This window comes from Cupriavidus sp. HY129 (assembly GCF_059492215.1).
The window spans coordinates 1,467,164-1,484,757 of record NZ_CP083254.1; the positions used below are offsets into that span (position 1 = coordinate 1,467,164).

Below are 17,594 nucleotides of genomic sequence, written 5' to 3' on the forward strand. Positions count from 1 at the left end.
CATGACCGCCAAGAAACAAGGCGCGCAGGCTTCAGCCTCCGCGCCGTCCGGCGCTTCCCCCGCCGAGCGCGCGCAATGGTTGCGCGAAGAACTGGAGCGCTACAGCTACCAGTATTACGTGCTCGACGCGCCGACGATTCCCGATGCCGACTACGATGCGCTGTTCATCGAGTTGCAGGCGCTGGAAGCCGAACATCCCGAACTGCTGACACCCGATTCCCCCACGCAGCGCGTGGGCGGTGCGCCGTTGTCGGCGTTCGATTCGGTGCGCCACCGCGTGCCGATGCTGTCGCTCAATAATGGCTTCGAGGACGAGGACGTCATCAATTTCGACCGGCGCTGCGCGCAGGGCCTCGGCCGTGCCACACCCGCAGCACCCGCGACACCCGCGACACCCGCGACACCCGCGACACCCGCCGCGCCGGTTGACGATCTGTTCAGCGCGGCAGATGCCGCCGAGGCAGCCGCAAGCACCGCGGGGAATGCCGTCGAGTACGCCTGTGAGCTGAAGTTCGACGGGCTCGCGATGTCGTTGCGCTACGAGAACGGAACGCTCGTGCAGGCCGCCACGCGCGGCGACGGCGAGACGGGCGAAGACGTGACCGCGAACGTGCGCACGATCAAGGCGATTCCGCTCAAGCTGCGCGGCAATGCCCCGTCTGTGCTGGAGGTGCGCGGCGAGGTGTTCATGTATCGCGCCGATTTCGACAAGCTCAACGCGCGCCAGGCCGAATCGGGCGAGAAGACATTCGTCAATCCGCGTAACGCGGCGGCGGGCAGCCTTCGCCAGCTTGATCCGCGTATTACGGCGAAGCGCCCGCTTTCGTTCTTTGCCTATGGCGTGGGCGAGATGGAAGGCGTCGACCGTCCGGTCACGCATAGTGCAATGCTTGACGGCTTTGCCAAGCTCGGTTTGCCTGTTTGCGACGAGCGGCGTGTGGTCCGGGGCGCTCAGGGCCTGCTGTCATTCCATCGCGAGGTTGGCGAGCGTCGTGACCAGTTGCCGTACGACATCGACGGCGTGGTTTACAAGGTCAACGCGATTGCCGAACAGGAACAGCTCGGTTTTGTCTCGCGCGCCCCGCGTTTCGCGCTGGCGCACAAGTTTCCTGCGCAGGAGATGACCACTACGGTCGAGGACATCGAGGTCCAGGTCGGCCGCACCGGCGCGATCACGCCGGTGGCGCGACTGGCGCCAGTGTTCGTCGGCGGGGTCACCGTGACCAATGCCACGCTCCACAACGAAGACGAGATCCGGCGCAAGGACGTGCATATCGGCGACACGGTGATCGTGCGCCGCGCGGGTGACGTGATTCCGGAGGTGGTTGCCGTGGTGCTGGAGCGCCGCCCGGCGGACGCCCGTGCGTTTGTGATGCCGACTGAATGCCCGGTCTGCGGATCGCACGTGGAAAGACTCGAAGGCGAGGCGATTGCACGCTGCACGGGCGGGCTGATCTGCGCCGCGCAACGCAAGCAGGCGCTGCTGCATTTCGCGCAGCGTCGGGCAATGGATATCGAAGGGCTGGGCGACAAGGTGGTGGAGCAACTGGTCGACCTGGGCATCGTGCGCACGCCTGCCGATCTCTACAAGCTCGGCGTGGCAAAGCTCGCGGCGCTGGACCGGATGGCCGACAAGTCGGCATCGAATCTGGTGGTGGCGATCGAGCAGTCGCGCGAGACCACGATGAACCGCTTTATCTTCGCGCTCGGTATCCGTCATGTAGGAGAAGCGACGGCCAAGGATCTGGCCAAGCACTTCGGCAAGCTGGACAACCTGCTGGCCGCGGACGAGGCCGCCTTGCTCGAAGTCAACGACGTGGGCCCCGTGGTGGCGCAGTCGATCGCCAACTTCCTTGCCGAACCGCACAATGTCGAGGTTATCGAACAGTTGCGGGCGGCGGGGGTGCACTGGGCGGAGACAGAGCCGACCGCGCGTGCGCCGCTGCCGCTGGCTGGCAAGACGTTCGTGCTGACCGGCACGCTGCCGACGATGTCCCGCGAGGACGCCAAGGAGAAGCTGGAAGCCGCTGGCGCCAAGGTGGCGGGTTCGGTGTCGAAGAAGACCGACTACGTGGTGGCCGGGGCCGAGGCGGGCAGCAAGCTCGAGAAGGCGCAGACACTGGGCGTGGCGGTGCTGGACGAGGAAGGGATGTTGAAGTTGCTGGCCGAGGCCGGCGCAGCCTGATACGGAGAGAGGGAGAACGCGCAATGATCCGGGACATTCTGAAGATGGGCGACGCACGCCTGCTGCAACAGGCGCGCCCCGTGACGCAGTTCAACACGCCTGAACTGCGCCTGCTGATCGACGACATGTTCGACACGATGGAACATGCCAATGGCGCCGGCCTTGCCGCGCCCCAGATCGGCGTGGACCTGCAGGTGGTGATTTTCGGTTTCGATCGCAACCCGCGCTATCCCGACGCACCGACCGTGCCGAAGACCGTACTGATCAATCCGTCCCTGGAGCCGCTGTCCGACGAGATGGAAGATGGATGGGAAGGGTGCCTCTCGGTGCCGGGCCTGCGCGGCGTGGTGCCGCGCTACACGCGGCTGAAGTACACGGGCTTCGACATGATGGGCAACAGGATCGAGCGCGTGGCCGAGGACTTCCATGCGCGCGTGGTGCAGCACGAGTGCGATCACCTGATCGGCGTGCTGTATCCAATGCGGATCAAGGACTTCACGCGCTTCGGTTTTACCGAGATCCTGTTCCCCGAACTACCACCCAATTACGACGACTGAGGCGAAGCGCACGCGGTGATTGCCGGCTGTCCATGCCGGTTGTGATAGACCAGCGCAGCGGCAACCAGGATCGTCATCAGGCACAACTCGGCGGCGAGGCTGGCCAGCGCCGCATCGAGATAAGTCGCGGCGTGATGCAGTCGCTGCGCGAATACCGTGCCGAGCAGGGCCGAGCCGAGTCCAAGCGAGGCCTGCTGAACCGTGGCCAGCGCGGCGCTGCCCGCGCCGGCCTGGTCGGTGGGAATGTCCGCCAGGCCAATCCGGTAGAAGCACCCGACCACCAGCGCATTGCCGAAGCCGATCAGCAAGCTTGGCGGGGCGAGCGTCAGGATGTCCGGGTGGGGCCAGGCGTGCCGCAGCACGTAGGCGAGCACCACAACGCCGGCCATCTGTGTCACGCATCCGACTATCAGCACACGCGTGCGGCCCCAGCCGTTCACCACGCGTGGGCTCGCCAGCGATCCCGCAATGAAGGCCAGCCCAAGCGGAATGAACGTGTTGCCCGCCATCGTGGGCGTCATACCCACGCCACCCTGCAGCGTTAGCGCCAGCACGAACATCAGGCCGCTCCAGCACGCATAGAAGAGTACGGCGACGATAAAGCCGAAGCGCACGCTGGGCAGTCGCAGCAACGATGGTGGCAGTAGCGGATGCACGCCGCGGCGTTCCTGGCGCAGTTCGATGTGCCAGAGCAGCAGCATCAACGGCGCCGTGGCGGCCAGAACGGCCAGCACGGGCCACGACCAGCGAAACATGGGTCCCAACGCGATCGGAAGCAGAATCGCCAGGATCACGGCAGCCAGCAGCACGGTGCCCGGGGCGTCGATGCCAGTGGCGTTCTCACGCCGGGTCTCGGGGATCACGCGCGGCGAAAGAACCAGGATGGCCAGGCAGATCGGCAGGTTGATCAGGAACGCGTTGCGCCACCCCAGGCCGCCGATGTCGGCGTCGACCAGCAAGCCGCCCAGAACCTGCCCGATGATGAACGCGATGCCACCAATCGACGCGAACAGCGCCAGGGCACGGGAGTGGGCGTGTCCACGCAGGCCGACGTGAATCGTCGCCAGAATCTGCGGCACGAGCAGCGCCGCCGCCGCGCCTTGCAGCGTCCGCGCGATCAGCAGCGACAGCATCGAATCCGCCACGCCGCACAGTAGCGACGCGACGCCGAAGAGCAGCACACCGACGTTGAAGATGCGACGGCGACCGTAGTTGTCGCCGAGCCGCCCGCCCATGGCCAGGAAGACGGCGAATGCCACGCCGTAGACGGCCACCATCAGTTCCAGTTCGGACGGCGTCGCTCCCAGGGAGTGCTCGATAGGGTGTAGCGCCACATTGACGATCGAAAAGTCGATCTGTGGCAGTAGCTGGCCGGCCAGCAGGACGTAAAGTCCGGCTCGACCGAGGGTGGGGGCGGGGGATGTTTGCATGGCGGATCTGGCCTCGACAACGCTTGAGGACCGGAGTATGGTGGGTCGATCAGACTGGTACAAGAGTCCAGTTAGACTGGTATAAATTGTGTCAGCCTAGGCAAACGGAGTGACTGATCATGAATGCTCGCCAGGAACCGGGTGTCCTGCTCGATGTGGATGGCTACGAGGAGATCGAGGGCACCGGCAGGGAGGTGGAACTAGGCGCATTCCTGCGCGCCCGGCGCGAGAGCCTGGATCCGGCGCGGCTGGGCCTGTCGCGCATGGGCCGGCGGCGCACGCCCGGCTTGCGGCGCGAGGAAGTGGCCGCGATGGCTGACATCGGCATCACGTGGTACACGAAGCTGGAGCAGGGCCGTCCGATCCGGGTATCGCCGAAGGTGCTCAATGCGGTTGCCGCAGCGCTGCAGTGTTCGCCCTCGGAGACCGAGCATCTGTTCACACTGGCTGGCATGCAACGTCCGGCGCCACTCGCGGGGACGTCGGTCTGCGAAACGGTGTCCGCCACGACGCAACGGGTTCTCGATCAGCTCGATCCGATTCCCGCCCTGGTGCAGAACGCGCGATTCGACATCGTCGCGCATAACGACGCCTATTGCCGGCTGCTTGGCGTCGATCTGCCGGGCCTGCCGGTCGAGGATCGCAACTGTATCTATCTGGCGCTGACACATCCGGCCTGGCGCGCGATCGTGGTTGACTGGCATGGCATGGTTGCGAACATGGTGGCGCTTTACCGGGCCGCGATGGCCGAGCACGTGCACGATCCTGTCTGGGAAGCGCAACTCGAGCGCTATATGGCGGTGTCGGCGCTATTCCGGGATCTGTGGCAGCGCTATCAGGTGCGCGGTATCCAGAATCACGTCAAGCAGTTCACCCATCCGGAAACGGGGGCTTTTAGCCTGACACAGACCAACTGGTGGACCGCGCCGCGTAACGGCGCGCGGCTGCTGGTCTATGTGCCGGCTGATGAGTCGGCCGAGGAGGCGCTGCACAAGCTGCAACCGGTGACCGGGAAGCGCGCAGGCGTTTGAGTGATGGATGGCTATTCCTCCCCCCGCTGACGGGAGAGAGGAATAGCCGGCAGGCGCCGCCGATCAGAACTTCTCGAAGGCCCCCAGGAAGCGCCACTGGCCCGGCGGCAAGTCGCCGAGCACCACACGGCCCATGCGCACGCGCTTGAGGCCAACCACCTTCAGGCCGACCTGCTCGCACATCCGGCGAATCTGACGCTTGCGGCCTTCACGCAGCACGAAGCGCAGTTGCTCCTCGTTCTGCCAGCTGACCTTGGCGGGCTTGAGCGCCACGCCGTCCAGCGACAGACCATGGCGCAGGCGCTCCAGCATGTCATCGGGGAACACGGCGCTGATATTGCGTTCGACCAGACCTTGCGGCGACTCCCACTCCACACGCACCAGATATTCCTTCTCGACATTCGAGTCGTCGCCGATCAGTGCGCGTGCAACGCGGCCATCCTGAGTCAGCACGAGCAGCCCGGTCGAGTCGATGTCGAGCCGGCCCGCCGGTGCGAGATTCTTGCGTTGCCACGGGGCGAAGCGCTTGCGCGTGGGGTCCAGTTCCCATTGGTTCTCGGGCGCGAACAGCACGGCCGCCGGCTCATAGCCGTCTTCGGCCTGGCCGGAGACATAGCCGACCGGCTTGTTCAGCAGCACCGTCACGCGTTCGCCTTGTTCCGAGCGCGCGGCCTGCAGGATTTCGATCTCCGCTTCGGGACGAATGCGCGTGCCGAGTTCGGTCACTGGTTTGCCGTCGACGAGCACCCAGCCACGCGGAATCCATTCATCGGCCTCGCGGCGCGAGCACAGGCCCAGTTCGGACATGCGCTTGGAGAGGCGGACGAGGCCGTCTTCATGCTCGGAGACCGGCTGACGCACTTCGGCGCGCGGTGCCGGGCGTTCGGTGCGCTCACCACGGGCGCGGTCGGCGGAGTCGCTGAAGCGGCGTGCCGGGGCGTCACCACGACGCGGTGCGTTGTCGTCCTGGTGCGGCCGGCGCGGCGCGCGAGCTTCGTCGCTGCGGTGCGGACGCTCGGTGCGCTGCGTGCGTTCGTCATCGCCGTAGCGGCGGGGACGTTCGGCGCGATTGTCGTCGCCATAGCGGCGGGGACGTTCGGCGCGATTGTCGTCGCCATAGCGGCGGGGACGTTCGGCGCGATTGTCGTCGCCATAGCGGCGCGGTTGCGCGGGGCGGTTGTCATCCCCATAGCGGCGTTCACGCTGGGGGCGTTCCTCGTCGCCGAAGCGACGGGGCGGCGCGGCGCGATTCTCGTCGCTGAACCGACGGGGACGCTCGGCGCGATTGTCGTCGCCATAACGGCGCGGTTGCGCGGGGCGATTGTCGTCTCCAGCGCGGCGTTCACGCTGCGGGCGTTCCTCGTCACCAAAGCGACGGGGGGGCGCGGCGCGATTCTCGTCGCTGAACCGGCGCGGACGCTCGGCGCGATTGTCGTCGCCATACCGGCGCGGTTGCGCGGGGCGGTTGTCATCGCCGTAGCGCCGCTCGCGTTGCGGACGTTCCTCGTCGCCAAAGCGACGGGGCGGCGCGGCGCGATTCTCATCGCTGAACCGACGCGGACGCTCGGCGCGATTGTCGTCACCATAGCGGCGCGGCTGCGCGGGGCGGTTGTCGTCCCCATAGCGGCGTTCACGCTGGGGGCGTTCCTCGTCGCCAAAGCGACGGGGGGGCGCGGCGCGATTCTCATCGCTGAACCGACGCGGACGCTCGGCGCGATTGTCATCGCCATAGCGGCGCGGCTGCGCGGGGCGGTTGTCATCGCCGTACCGGCGCTCGCGCTGCGGGCGCTCCTCATCGCTGAACCGGCGTGGTGCCCGTTCTCCTTCGGCAAAACGGCGAGGTGCCCGCTCGCCTTCGGCGGGGCGAGGACGTGCCGGTCGCGCCGGTCGATCCTGACGCTCATTGCGCGGCGCGCCATCGGCCGGCCCAGCCTTGCGCTTGTCCTTGTCGGAGGCGCGGTTCTTGGCCTGTTTGATCCCCGTGACCACTTCCTGGACACGCTTGCGGTTCAGGTCAGACACGCGCACGGGGCGGCTCGCCTTGCGCGTTGTGCCGGAGGAGGTGGTCTTGATGCCCAGCGTCTTGCGGCCGGGCGTATTGCTATCGGTCATATCGTTTCAACTACCGGCGTGCCGGCCTCAGATGGCCAGCGCGTCGAGCAGGTCCTGTTCAAGCTGAATCTGCAATCGGTTGTCGGCGGCCAGTCGCGAGCCGTCGACCAGGAACACGTCTTCCACGCGTTCACCGAGCGTATTGATGCGTGCCGAATGCACGGACACGCGATGTTTGGCCAGCACGCGCGCGATCGCGTACAGCAGGCCGGTGCGGTCGTTGGCGGATACCGACAGCAGGTAATACTGGCCGCGCTCGTCGGGACGCAGGTCCACGCGCGGCTTGATGGGGAAACTGCGCGACTGGCGCGACAGGCGTCCTTGTGCAGGGTCGGGGAGCGGGCACTCCAGCCGCACGCGCTCACCGAGTTCGTGCTCGACGAGCGTCAGGATGTCGCGGTAGTCACCGGCAAGACCAGGGTCCGTGATCTGGAACGTATCCAGCGCGTAACCGTCGCGCGTGGTCTCGATCTTGGCGTCCTGAATCGAAAAGGCCTTGCGCTCGAAGTAGCCGCAGATACGTGCGAACAGATCGGGCTGATCCTTGACGTAGACCGCTACCTGGAGACCTTCGCCCGCCGGCGAAATGCGCGCTTTGACCACGGGGTTGGGGCTGTTCACCTTGTTGAACAGACTGCGCGTGAGCCAGGCGATGTCGCGAGCGTCCTGCCGCATGAAGAACGACATGTCGAGCTTGTCCCACAGTGGCTTGGCCAGTTCGGGATCGAATGCTTTCAGTCGCAGTTGGGCGATCGTGTCGTCGCGCTTCTGTGCCCAGAGCGAATGTGTGTCGAGCCGCGCGCCGCCGAGCACGCGCAGCGTGATGCGGTACAGGTCCTCGAGCAGCTTGCCCTTCCAGGCATTCCAGACCTTCGGGCTGGTGCCACGGATATCGGCCACGGTCAGCAGGTACAGCGCGGTCAGATAGCGCCCGTTGCCCACTACCTGGGCGAATGCCTTGACCACGTCGGGGTCGGTCAGGTCCTGTTTCTGGGCGACGTGGCTCATCGTCAGGTGATGCTCGACCAGCCACGCGATCAGGTCCGTGTCTTCACGCGAGATGCCGTGCTGCTTGCAGAAGCGGCGGGCATCGACGGTGCCGAGCTTCGAATGATCGCCGCCACGGCCCTTGGCGATGTCATGAAACAGTGCCGCCACCCACAGCACCCAAGGGCGGTCGAAGCCAGCCATCAACTGGCTGCAGAACGGAAACTCGTGCGTATGCTCGACGATCGCGAAGCGGCGCATATTACGCACGACCATCAGGATGTGCTGGTCCACGGTATAGACGTGGAACAGGTCGTGCTGCATCTGGCCGACGATGCGTCGGAAATTGATCAGGTAGCGGCCCAGCACGCTGGTCTGGTTCATCAGGCGCAGCGCATGGGTGATCCCCTGCGGTTCCTGGACGATGGCCAGGAACAGGCGACGGTTCACCGGATCGTTGCGCCAGCTGGCGTCCATGACCGTGCGCGCGTTGTAGAGCCCGCGCAGCGTGCGCGGCGAAAGGCCTTTCACGCCGGGCGTGCGCTCATAGAGCAGGAACGTCTCCAGGATCGCGTGCGGATTGCGCTCGTAGAGATCGTCGCTCGTGATCTCCAGCATTCCCTGGCGTTCGACGAAACGATCGTTGATCTCGCGCGTGACCATCGACTCGCTCGGGAACAACATCGCCTCGATGTTCAGCAGCAGCACGCTGTTGAGCTGCGTGACCGCTTTGGCTGCCCAGTAGTAGCGGCGCATTAGCTGTTCGCTGGCGCGCTTGTTCGTGGTCTGCCGATAGCCGAATGCCTCGGCCAGCGCCGTCTGCAAGTCGAACACGAGCACGTCCTGGCGGCGGCCGGCCAGCAGGTGCAGGCGAGCGCGGATCGTGCGCAGCAGGCGCTCGTTGCGGGTGAGTTCCTGCGCTTCGCGCTCGGTCAGCAGGCCGCGCTCGAACAGTTGCTTCCAGCTGTCGCCGAGCCTGGCGGCCTCGGTCATCCACAGGATGACTTGCAGGTCGCGCAAGCCGCCCGGGCTTTCCTTGCAGTTCGGTTCCAGAGCGTACGGCGTGTCCTGGTACTTGGCATGTCGCTGACGCATTTCCAGCAGCTTGGCCTGGAAAAAGTCGGCCGCATCCATATCGGCCTGATAGCGCGTCTGCAAGGACTTGAACAGCGCCTTGTTGCCGATCAGCAGACGTGCCTCAAGCAGCGATGTGCGGATCGTGATGTCGGCCGCCGATTCGCGGATGCAGTCGTCGACCGTGCGCACCGACGAGCCGATCTCGAGGCCCAGGTCCCAGCATAGGCCGATAAAGCGCTCGAGCTTCGCTGCCGTTTCCGCGTCGGGATCGCCGGGCAGAAGTAGCAGCACATCGACGTCGGAGTAGGGGAACAGCTCGCCGCGCCCATAGCCGCCGACCGCCACCAGGGCGGCGTCGCCGGGCAGTTCCAGGCCAGTCCAGGCGTCAGTCAGCGCGACGTCGACGGCGCGGCGCAGCTTGGTGACGAGTGGGTTGACCTGGTTGTTCGCGTCGAATTCGGCGAACAGCGCCTGCTTGTCGGCCTTGAGCTTGTCGCGAATGCGCTGGCAGAGCAGCAGTTCCGGCGTGGTGTCCATGGGCGGGTCGATGGAGGTCGTGGGCACGGCTGCAAGAAGAAAGGGCGCCGTGGTTGGCGCCCTGGCGAACGTTGCGGCGTCAGGCCGCCACGGTTTCCGTGATGAATGCTGGCGGCAACGGCGAGCCTTCGGAAAGCGTCAGCACTTCGTAGCCGGTTTCGGTCACGAGCACGGTGTGCTCCCATTGGGCCGACAGGCTGCGGTCGCGCGTCTTGACGGTCCACTGGTCAGGCATCGTGCGGATATCGCGCTTGCCTGCGTTGATCATCGGCTCGATCGTGAAGATCATGCCGGTCTTGATCTCCATCCCAGTGGCTGGACGGCCGTAATGCAGGATCTGCGGGTCCGAGTGGAAGACCTTGCCGATGCCGTGGCCGCAATATTCGCGTACCACGCTATAGCCGGCGGCCTCGGCATGGGTCTGGATGGCATGGCCGATGTCGCCGAGGCGCGCGCCGTTACGCACCTGCTGGATGCCCTTCCACATGCATTCGTAAGTGATCTGGGACAGGCGCTTGGCCAGGATCGACGCCTCGCCGACCACGAACATGCGGCTCGTGTCGCCGTAGTAGCCTTCCTTGGTGATCACGGTGATGTCGAGATTCACCACGTCGCCGGTCTTCAGCACGCGGTCGCCCGGAATGCCGTGGCAGATCACGTCGTTGACCGACGTGCAGATGGCGCCAGGGAAGGGCGGGTAACCGGGGGGCGCATAGTTCAGCGGCGCCGGCACGGTGCCCTGCACGTCGCGCATATACGCGTGGCAGAGGCGGTCGAGTTCGCCGGTGCTGACGCCGGGCTTCACGTGCGGGGTGATGTAGTCGAGGACCTCGGAGGCAAGGCGGCAAGCCACGCGCATTTGGGCGATGTCTTCGGCGGTGTTGATATGGATGCTCATGCTGCTTTGCCTGTAAGTGACGGCTCAGCCACAGGCTGCGCCGGAAACGATTCGCAAGACGGGATTATCGCACCATCGTGACGGGAAAGCAGGGGGAACACGGGGAATTGTCCGATTGACGGCGGCGGGGCGGCCTGCTCTTGGTCGATTTCCAAGGGGGTTGAGCCGACCCCGACTTTGTTGCTACAATCGCGGGCTGACTTGCTCCGGGCTGCTCGACAAGCGTTGCGGTAGCTCAGGTGGGTCGGAAATCACTTTTTTTGTAAATCGCTGGTCCGCCCATCCGGGGTGTTCCTTTTCAGGAATGTCGGGGCGGACTTCAGACCAAACCCTATTGGAGCACCTCTCATGTCCGTGACTATGCGCGAAATGCTGGAAGCCGGTTGCCACTTTGGCCACCAGACCCGCTTCTGGAACCCGAAGATGGCCCCCTTCATCTTCGGTCATCGCAACAAGATCCACATTATCAACCTCGAAAAGACCCTGCCGATGTTCCAGGACGCGCTGAAGTACGTGCGCCAACTGGCAGCAAACCGCGGCACCGTGCTTTTCGTGGGTACCAAGCGTCAATCGCGCGAAATCCTGGCTGAAGAAGCTGGTCGCGCTGGCATGCCCTACGTCGACGCCCGCTGGCTCGGCGGCATGCTGACGAACTTCAAGACCGTCAAGATCTCGATCAAGCGCCTGAAGGACATGGAAGCCGCCAAGGAAGCCGGCGCGCTGGAAACCATGAGCAAGAAGGAAGCGCTGATGTTCGAGCGCGAGATGGAAAAGCTGGAAAAGTCCATCGGCGGCATCAAGGACATGGGCGGTATTCCTGACGCCATTTTCGTGGTGGACGTCGGCTACCACAAGATCGCCGTGACCGAAGCCAACAAGCTGGGCATCCCCGTGATCGGTGTGGTCGACACGAACCACTCGCCGGAAGGCATCGACTACGTGATCCCGGGTAACGACGACTCGAGCAAGGCCGTGGCCCTGTACGTGCGCGGCGTGGCCGACGCGATCCTGGAAGGCCGCGCGAACGCGGTTCAGGAAGTCGTGGAAGCCGCACGCGGCGACGACGAATTCGTCGAAGTCCAGGAAGGCTGATTGCCCGCTGGCGTCTGAGGCCGGGGCACACCGGCCACTGACGCCTGCCTTGCGGCAACTAAAAAAGGGGGCACAGCTGGCGCCCCCTTTTTGCAAACAGAATTTGTTGTCATCCGCCGCGGATACCATTCGCCGCGGGTGAAGCCGGACTGAAGTGGATCTGATCCCGGCCGGCTGCCACGCGCGACGTGCTGGGCAGTCGGCCCGAACCAATCAAGGAGTGACAAATGGCGGCAATTACCGCAAGCATGGTTGCAGAACTGCGCGCGAAGACCGACGCGCCGATGATGGAATGCAAGAAGGCCCTGACGGAAGCCGACGGCGATCTGGGCAAGGCTGAAGAACTGCTGCGCGTCAAGCTGGGCAACAAGGCCAGCAAGGCTGCTTCGCGCGTGACCGCAGAAGGCATCGTGGTTTCGTACATCGACGGTACCACGGGTGCGCTGGTCGAACTGAACTGCGAAACCGACTTCGTGTCGAAGAACGACGACTTCCTGGGCTTCGGTGCCAAGGTTGCCGAGCTGGTCGCCAAGCAGAACCCGGCCGATGTGGCTGCTCTGTCGGCGCTGGAAATGGACGGTTCGACCGTCGACGCCGTGCGCTCGGCGCTGATCGGCAAGATCGGCGAGAACATGACGATCCGCCGCTTCCAGCGTTACACCAACGGTGGCAAGCTGGTTTCGTACCTGCACGGCACCCGTATTGGCGTGATGGTCGAGTTCGATGGCGACGAAACCGCCGCCAAGGACGTCGCCATGCACGTGGCCGCCATGAAGCCGGTGTCGCTGTCGGCTGACCAGGTGCCCGCCGAGCTGATCGCCAAGGAGCGCAGCATCGCCGAACAAAAGGCTGCCGAATCGGGCAAGCCGGCCGAGATCGTCGCCAAGATGGTGGAAGGTTCGGTCCAGAAGTACCTGAAGGAAGTTTCGCTGCTGAACCAGTCGTTCGTGAAGAACGACAAGCAGACCGTGGAACAGATGCTGAAGGGCGTCAACACGACCGTGAAGGGTTTCACGCTGTACGTGGTTGGCGAAGGCATCGAGAAGAAGCAGGACGATTTTGCTGCTGAAGTGGCTGCCCAGGTGGCCGCCGCCCAGAAGGCCTGATGTCCTGGTGGCTGGGCGGGTTTCCCCCTTGAGGGGTGACCACCTGGCCACCGTATAATGCAGAGGGGCGCCGCAAGGTGCCCCTCTGCACAAGTGCGGCCTTCAGTGGCGCCGCACCAGCCAGTTTTCGCAGTCACCGGCATTTCGCGCGTCTTTTGACGGATGTTGCGGGCAGATGACAGCGAAAACCGGCTTGTCTCAGTCAAGCGATCCGTATTTTTGCGCGGCCGGTGCGCAGATGCTTCGTGCCGCCCGCGCCCACCCTCCGTTCAAACGAGCGATCAAGAACCAGCCCGAGGTGAACATGCCTGCCTATAAGCGCGTCCTTCTGAAATTGTCCGGTGAAGCCCTGATGGGCGACGATGCCTTCGGTATCAACCGTGCCACCATCGAGGGCATGGTCAATGACATTGCCGAAATCGTGAAGCTGGGTGTCCAGGTCGCGGTGGTCATCGGCGGCGGTAATATCTTCCGCGGTGTTGCTGGCGGTGCTGCCGGCATGGACCGCGCCACGGCAGATTACATGGGCATGCTGGCCACGATGATGAATGCGCTGGCCTTGCAGGACGCGATGCGCCACGCCAGCATCGAAGGCCGTGTGCAGTCCGCGCTGCGCATGGACCAGGTCGTCGAGCCGTATATCCGCCCGCGCGCGATTCGCCAGCTCGAAGAGGGCAAGGTGGTGATCTTCGCCGCCGGCACCGGCAACCCGTTCTTCACGACCGATACGGCCGCGGCGCTGCGTGGCTCTGAAATCGGTGCCGAAATCGTGCTCAAGGCCACCAAGGTGGACGGCGTGTATACCGCCGATCCCAAGAAAGATCCAAGCGCCACGCGCTATACGACCATCTCGTTCGACGAAGCCATTTCCCGCAACCTGCAGGTCATGGACGCCACCGCGTTCGCGCTGTGCCGTGATCAGAAGCTGCCAATCAAGGTGTTTTCGATCGTCAAGCCGGGCGCACTGAAGCGCGTGATCCTGGGCGAGGACGAGGGCACGCTGGTGCACGTTTAAGAGGCGGGGACCGCATCTGGATGCGGATTCGGTCCTTCCTCAGAGTAGAATGTTTCATTTTCGATCCCGCTGGGCGGGATCATGTCTGGCCGTTTTTCGGAGGTAATCATGACCGTCGCCGACACTAAGAAGAGCGTCGAGCAGAAGATGCAGAAGTCGATCGAAGCTTTCAGGGCCGATCTGGCGAAAGTTCGTACCGGCCGCGCGCATACCGGCCTGCTTGACCATGTTCAGGTGGATTACTACGGCTCGATGGTGCCGATCAGCCAGGTGGCTGCAGTCAGCCTTGCCGACGCCCGCACGATCTCCGTGCAGCCCTGGGAAAAGAAGATGGTCCAGGCTGTGGAAAAGGCGATCCGCGACGGCGATCTGGGCCTGAACCCGGCCACGATGGGCGACGTGATCCGCGTGCCGATGCCCCCGCTGACCGAAGAGCGCCGCAAGGAGCTGACCAAGGTGGTCAAGGGCGAAGCCGAAGGCGCCAAGGTGGCCGTGCGCAACCTGCGCCGCGACGCCAACGAGCAGTTCAAGAAGCTGGTCAAGGACAAGGCTATTTCCGAGGACGACGAGCGTCGCGGTCAGGACGAAGTGCAGAAGCTCACGGACAAGTTCGTGGCCGAAATCGACAAGCTCGTTGCCGAGAAAGAGAAGGAGATCATGACGGTGTAAGGCCGTCCTGGCGGCCGAGCCGCCAGGGTTGCCGGATATCGTCCGCGAATCCATGCAGCACATCAGTTCGACGCTAGGCGTTCCCGATACCACTTATGTGCCTCGGCACGTTGCCATCATCATGGATGGCAACGGTCGCTGGGCGACGCAGCGTCATCTGCCCCGCGTGGCCGGCCACAACCGTGGCCTGGACGCGGTGCGCGAGATCGTGCAGGCGTGCGCCGCGCGTGGCGTGCAGTACCTGACGCTGTTTGCATTCAGTTCCGAAAACTGGCGCAGGCCTGCCGACGAGGTGTCCTTCCTGATGCGTTTGTTCATGACCGCCTTGCGTCGCGAAGTGGTCAGGATGCACGCCAACAATATTCGCCTGCGCGTGGTCGGTGATCTCAGCCGGTTCAGCCCGCGCATCCAGCAGGCGATCAAGGATGCCGAGGCGCGTACGGCAGGCAATACGGGTCTGACCGTGACGATCGCCGCCAACTATGGCGGCCGCTGGGACCTGCTCCAGGCGATGCGCAAGATGCTGGCGCGTTCGCCGCTGCTCGATTCGGACGCGATCGACGAGTCTGTTCTGGCACCGCATCTGGCCATGGCCTACGCGCCCGAGCCGGACCTGTTCATCCGCACCGGCGGAGAGCAGCGCATCAGCAACTTCCTGCTCTGGCAGCTTGCCTACACGGAGTTGTATTTCACCGAAACGTTCTGGCCGGATTTCGATGCTGCCGAGCTGGACAAGGCCTTTGCCTCGTACCGTCAGCGCGAGCGGCGCTTCGGACGGACCAGCGCGCAGCTGGTGGCGCCAGGCCTGTCCGGCACAGCCTGACGCATCGAACCCCCAACAAACTCACGGGAACCCACAGCGCACATGCTCCTTACCCGCGTCATCACCGCCGTATGCCTGTTGCTGTTGATCCTGCCGATCCTGTTCCTGGCGCCGCCGGCGGCACTGGCGGGGTTGGTCGCCGTCATCGTGCTGCTGGGTGGCTGGGAGTTTGGTCGCCTGATCGGGTTGCGCGGGGCCTGGCCCTATGTGTACGCCGTAGCTTGCCTGTTGGTCCTGATCGGATGGCATGATGCGCCGCAGCGTGACGCGGTGACGTGGCTGCTGGAGGCGTCCCTGATTGCCTGGGGTGTGGCGCTGGTGCTGATGGCGCGCGGCGTGCGAACTGCCACCCCGGCGTTCACGGCGCTTGGCGTCGTTCTGGGGCTGATCATGTTGCCGGCCTTTGGTCACGCCGTCATGGTGCTTCGGGCAGCGGGCATTGGCGTGCTGCTGACGGCTGCCGTGCTGGTCTGGGCCGCCGATATCGGCGCATACTTCGTTGGCAAGGCCATCGGCAAGCGCAAGCTGGCACCCACGATCAGTCCGGGCAAGTCCTGGGAAGGCGCCATTGGCGGCTGGCTGCTGGCGATGATCGTGGCGCTCTCGCTGGCCGCGACGCACATGTTCGCCCCAACGTGGTACTCGTTGGTTGCCGACAAGGGCGGGCTGCGCCTCGTGGTTATTCTGACCACACTGCTGGTCGCGGCCAGTATTGTCGGCGACTTGTTCGAGTCGCTGCTCAAGCGCCAGGTCGGCATGAAGGACAGCAGCCGTCTGCTGCCAGGCCATGGCGGGATCCTGGACCGGATCGATGCGTTGATCCCGGTGTTCCCGCTGGCGGCTCTGCTGCTGGCGTGGATCTGAACAAATAATCTGATTTCGCATTCCAGCTTCTATGCAACGCATCACCATCCTCGGCGCTACGGGTTCCATCGGCGAGAGCACACTTGACGTGGTTCGGCGCCATCCGGATCGCTACACTGTGCACGCACTCAGCGCGCATCGGCAGGTCGACAAGCTGGCGGCCGCCTGCGTGGAGTTTCGTCCCGCGCGGGCCGTGGTAGGGTCGGCCGAGGCAGCAAGCGAACTTGAAGCCAAGCTGCGTGCCGCCGGTGTTCCCACCGAGGTGAGCTATGGCGAGGCCGCGCTTGAATCCATCGCCGAGGACGCTGGCACGGATGCAGTGATGGCCGCCATCGTCGGTGCGGCAGGCCTGCGATCCTCGCTGGCGGCTGCTCGGGCCGGCAAGCGTGTGCTGCTGGCCAACAAGGAATCGCTCGTGATGTCCGGCGGCATCTTCATGGATGCCGTGCGTGAGCATGGCGCCACGCTGCTGCCCATCGACAGCGAACACAACGCCATCTTCCAGTGCCTGCCGACCAGTGATCCGCGCTATGGCGCCGGGGTATCGAAGGTGCTGCTTACCGCTTCGGGTGGCCCGTTCCGCACGCGTGATCCGTCCACGCTGCACGACATCACGCCCGACCAGGCCTGCGCGCATCCGAAGTGGGTGATGGGGCGGAAGATCTCGGTCGATTCTGCGACGATGATGAACAAGGGTCTCGAGGTCATCGAGGCGCACTGGCTGTTTGGCGCGCCGGCCGAGAAGATCGAGGTGCTGATCCATCCGCAAAGCATTGTCCACTCGATGGTGGCCTACGCGGACGGCTCCGTGCTGGCGCAACTGGGCAACCCCGACATGCGGACACCCATCGCCTACGGCATGGCCTATCCGGAGCGGATCGACTCCGGTGTAACGCCGCTCGATCTCACGGTTGCCGGTGGCCTGCATTTTGAGACTCCGAACCTTGAGCGCTTCCCATGCCTTGGGCTAGCCTTTGATGCATTGCGTGCCGGCGGCGTGGCGCCCGCGGTGCTAAATGCAGCTAACGAGGTGGCCGTGGAAGCGTTCCTGAACGGCAAGATCCGCTTCACCGATATCGCTCGCGTGGTCGCAACCGTGCTGGAGCAGTCGGCGGAAGGATCGGCTGATACGCTCGAGGGCGTACTGGCTGCCGATTCAGCGGCGCGTCGCGGCGCGCAGGCGCAGTTGGGAAGCCTGGCTGGCCGTTGAA

The 17,594-nt window shown here is 64.6% G+C and carries 14 protein-coding genes; 10 read left to right on the plus strand and 4 right to left on the minus strand.

Annotation, left to right across the window (positions count from 1 at the left end; all coding sequences use genetic code 11):
• Window position 1: 1 nt before the first annotated feature.
• Both ligA and def read left to right on the plus strand, forming a co-directional pair.
• A complete protein-coding gene (gene ligA, locus K6G35_RS06755) occupies window positions 2-2,185 on the plus strand; it encodes an NAD-dependent DNA ligase LigA (RefSeq protein WP_495676234.1) in 2,184 nt (727 codons plus the stop codon).
• A gap of 23 nt (window positions 2,186-2,208) precedes the next feature.
• Window positions 2,209-2,742: a peptide deformylase gene (gene def, locus K6G35_RS06760; RefSeq protein WP_008648931.1), complete on the plus strand. Its 534-nt coding sequence runs from the start codon at window positions 2,209-2,211 to the stop codon at window positions 2,740-2,742.
• Here def and K6G35_RS06765 read toward each other — a convergent pair.
• Window positions 2,730-4,172 (minus strand): MFS transporter, encoded by a 1,443-nt coding sequence (locus tag K6G35_RS06765; protein ID WP_008648932.1) that lies wholly within the window; start codon window positions 4,170-4,172, stop codon window positions 2,730-2,732. The two genes, def and K6G35_RS06765, sit on opposite strands and share 13 nt — an antisense overlap.
• A 119-nt stretch (window positions 4,173-4,291) precedes the next feature.
• On the opposite strand from K6G35_RS06765, the gene K6G35_RS06770 reads away from it, so the two are divergent.
• Entirely contained in the window at window positions 4,292-5,203 is a 912-nt protein-coding gene (locus tag K6G35_RS06770) for a helix-turn-helix transcriptional regulator (RefSeq protein WP_495676235.1), read from the plus strand.
• Between the two features lie 63 nt (window positions 5,204-5,266).
• Here K6G35_RS06770 and K6G35_RS06775 read toward each other — a convergent pair whose 3' ends face one another.
• The 3 genes from K6G35_RS06775 to map all read right to left on the minus strand — a co-directional run bounded on the left by K6G35_RS06775 (window position 5,267) and on the right by map (window position 10,814).
• Window positions 5,267-7,315, minus strand: a complete 2,049-nt coding sequence (locus K6G35_RS06775) for a pseudouridine synthase (protein ID WP_495676236.1) — start codon at window positions 7,313-7,315, stop codon at window positions 5,267-5,269.
• Window positions 7,316-7,342: 27 nt separating this feature from the next.
• Entirely contained in the window at window positions 7,343-9,916 is a 2,574-nt protein-coding gene (locus tag K6G35_RS06780) for a [protein-PII] uridylyltransferase (RefSeq protein WP_008652264.1), read from the minus strand.
• 79 nt (window positions 9,917-9,995) lie between these two features.
• Complete coding sequence (map, locus tag K6G35_RS06785; RefSeq protein WP_008652265.1) at window positions 9,996-10,814, minus strand: type I methionyl aminopeptidase; 819 nt, start codon at window positions 10,812-10,814, stop codon at window positions 9,996-9,998.
• 348 nt (window positions 10,815-11,162) lie between these two features.
• On the opposite strand from map, the gene rpsB reads away from it, so the two are divergent.
• The 7 genes from rpsB (at window position 11,163) to ispC (ending at window position 17,593) form a co-directional block, all read left to right on the plus strand.
• On the plus strand, window positions 11,163-11,906 hold the full coding sequence (rpsB, locus tag K6G35_RS06790; RefSeq protein ID WP_008652266.1) for a 30S ribosomal protein S2: 744 nt from the start codon (window positions 11,163-11,165) through the stop codon (window positions 11,904-11,906).
• 227 nt (window positions 11,907-12,133) lie between these two features.
• Entirely contained in the window at window positions 12,134-13,012 is an 879-nt protein-coding gene (gene tsf, locus K6G35_RS06795) for a translation elongation factor Ts (RefSeq protein WP_008652267.1), read from the plus strand.
• 304 nt (window positions 13,013-13,316) lie between these two features.
• On the plus strand, window positions 13,317-14,027 hold the full coding sequence (gene pyrH, locus K6G35_RS06800; RefSeq protein WP_008652269.1) for a UMP kinase: 711 nt from the start codon (window positions 13,317-13,319) through the stop codon (window positions 14,025-14,027).
• A 108-nt stretch (window positions 14,028-14,135) separates the two neighbouring features.
• Window positions 14,136-14,696, plus strand: coding sequence for a ribosome recycling factor (frr, locus tag K6G35_RS06805; RefSeq protein ID WP_008652270.1), 561 nt, complete (start codon window positions 14,136-14,138; stop codon window positions 14,694-14,696).
• Window positions 14,697-14,748: 52 nt separating this feature from the next.
• Window positions 14,749-15,519 (plus strand): undecaprenyl pyrophosphate synthase, encoded by a 771-nt coding sequence (gene uppS / locus K6G35_RS06810; RefSeq protein WP_008652272.1) that lies wholly within the window; start codon window positions 14,749-14,751, stop codon window positions 15,517-15,519.
• Between the two features lie 42 nt (window positions 15,520-15,561).
• On the plus strand, window positions 15,562-16,383 hold the full coding sequence (locus tag K6G35_RS06815; RefSeq protein WP_035882022.1) for a phosphatidate cytidylyltransferase: 822 nt from the start codon (window positions 15,562-15,564) through the stop codon (window positions 16,381-16,383).
• A gap of 31 nt (window positions 16,384-16,414) precedes the next feature.
• Entirely contained in the window at window positions 16,415-17,593 is a 1,179-nt protein-coding gene (gene ispC, locus K6G35_RS06820) for a 1-deoxy-D-xylulose-5-phosphate reductoisomerase (protein ID WP_035882023.1), read from the plus strand.
• The last annotated feature ends 1 nt before the right edge of the window (window position 17,594 follow it).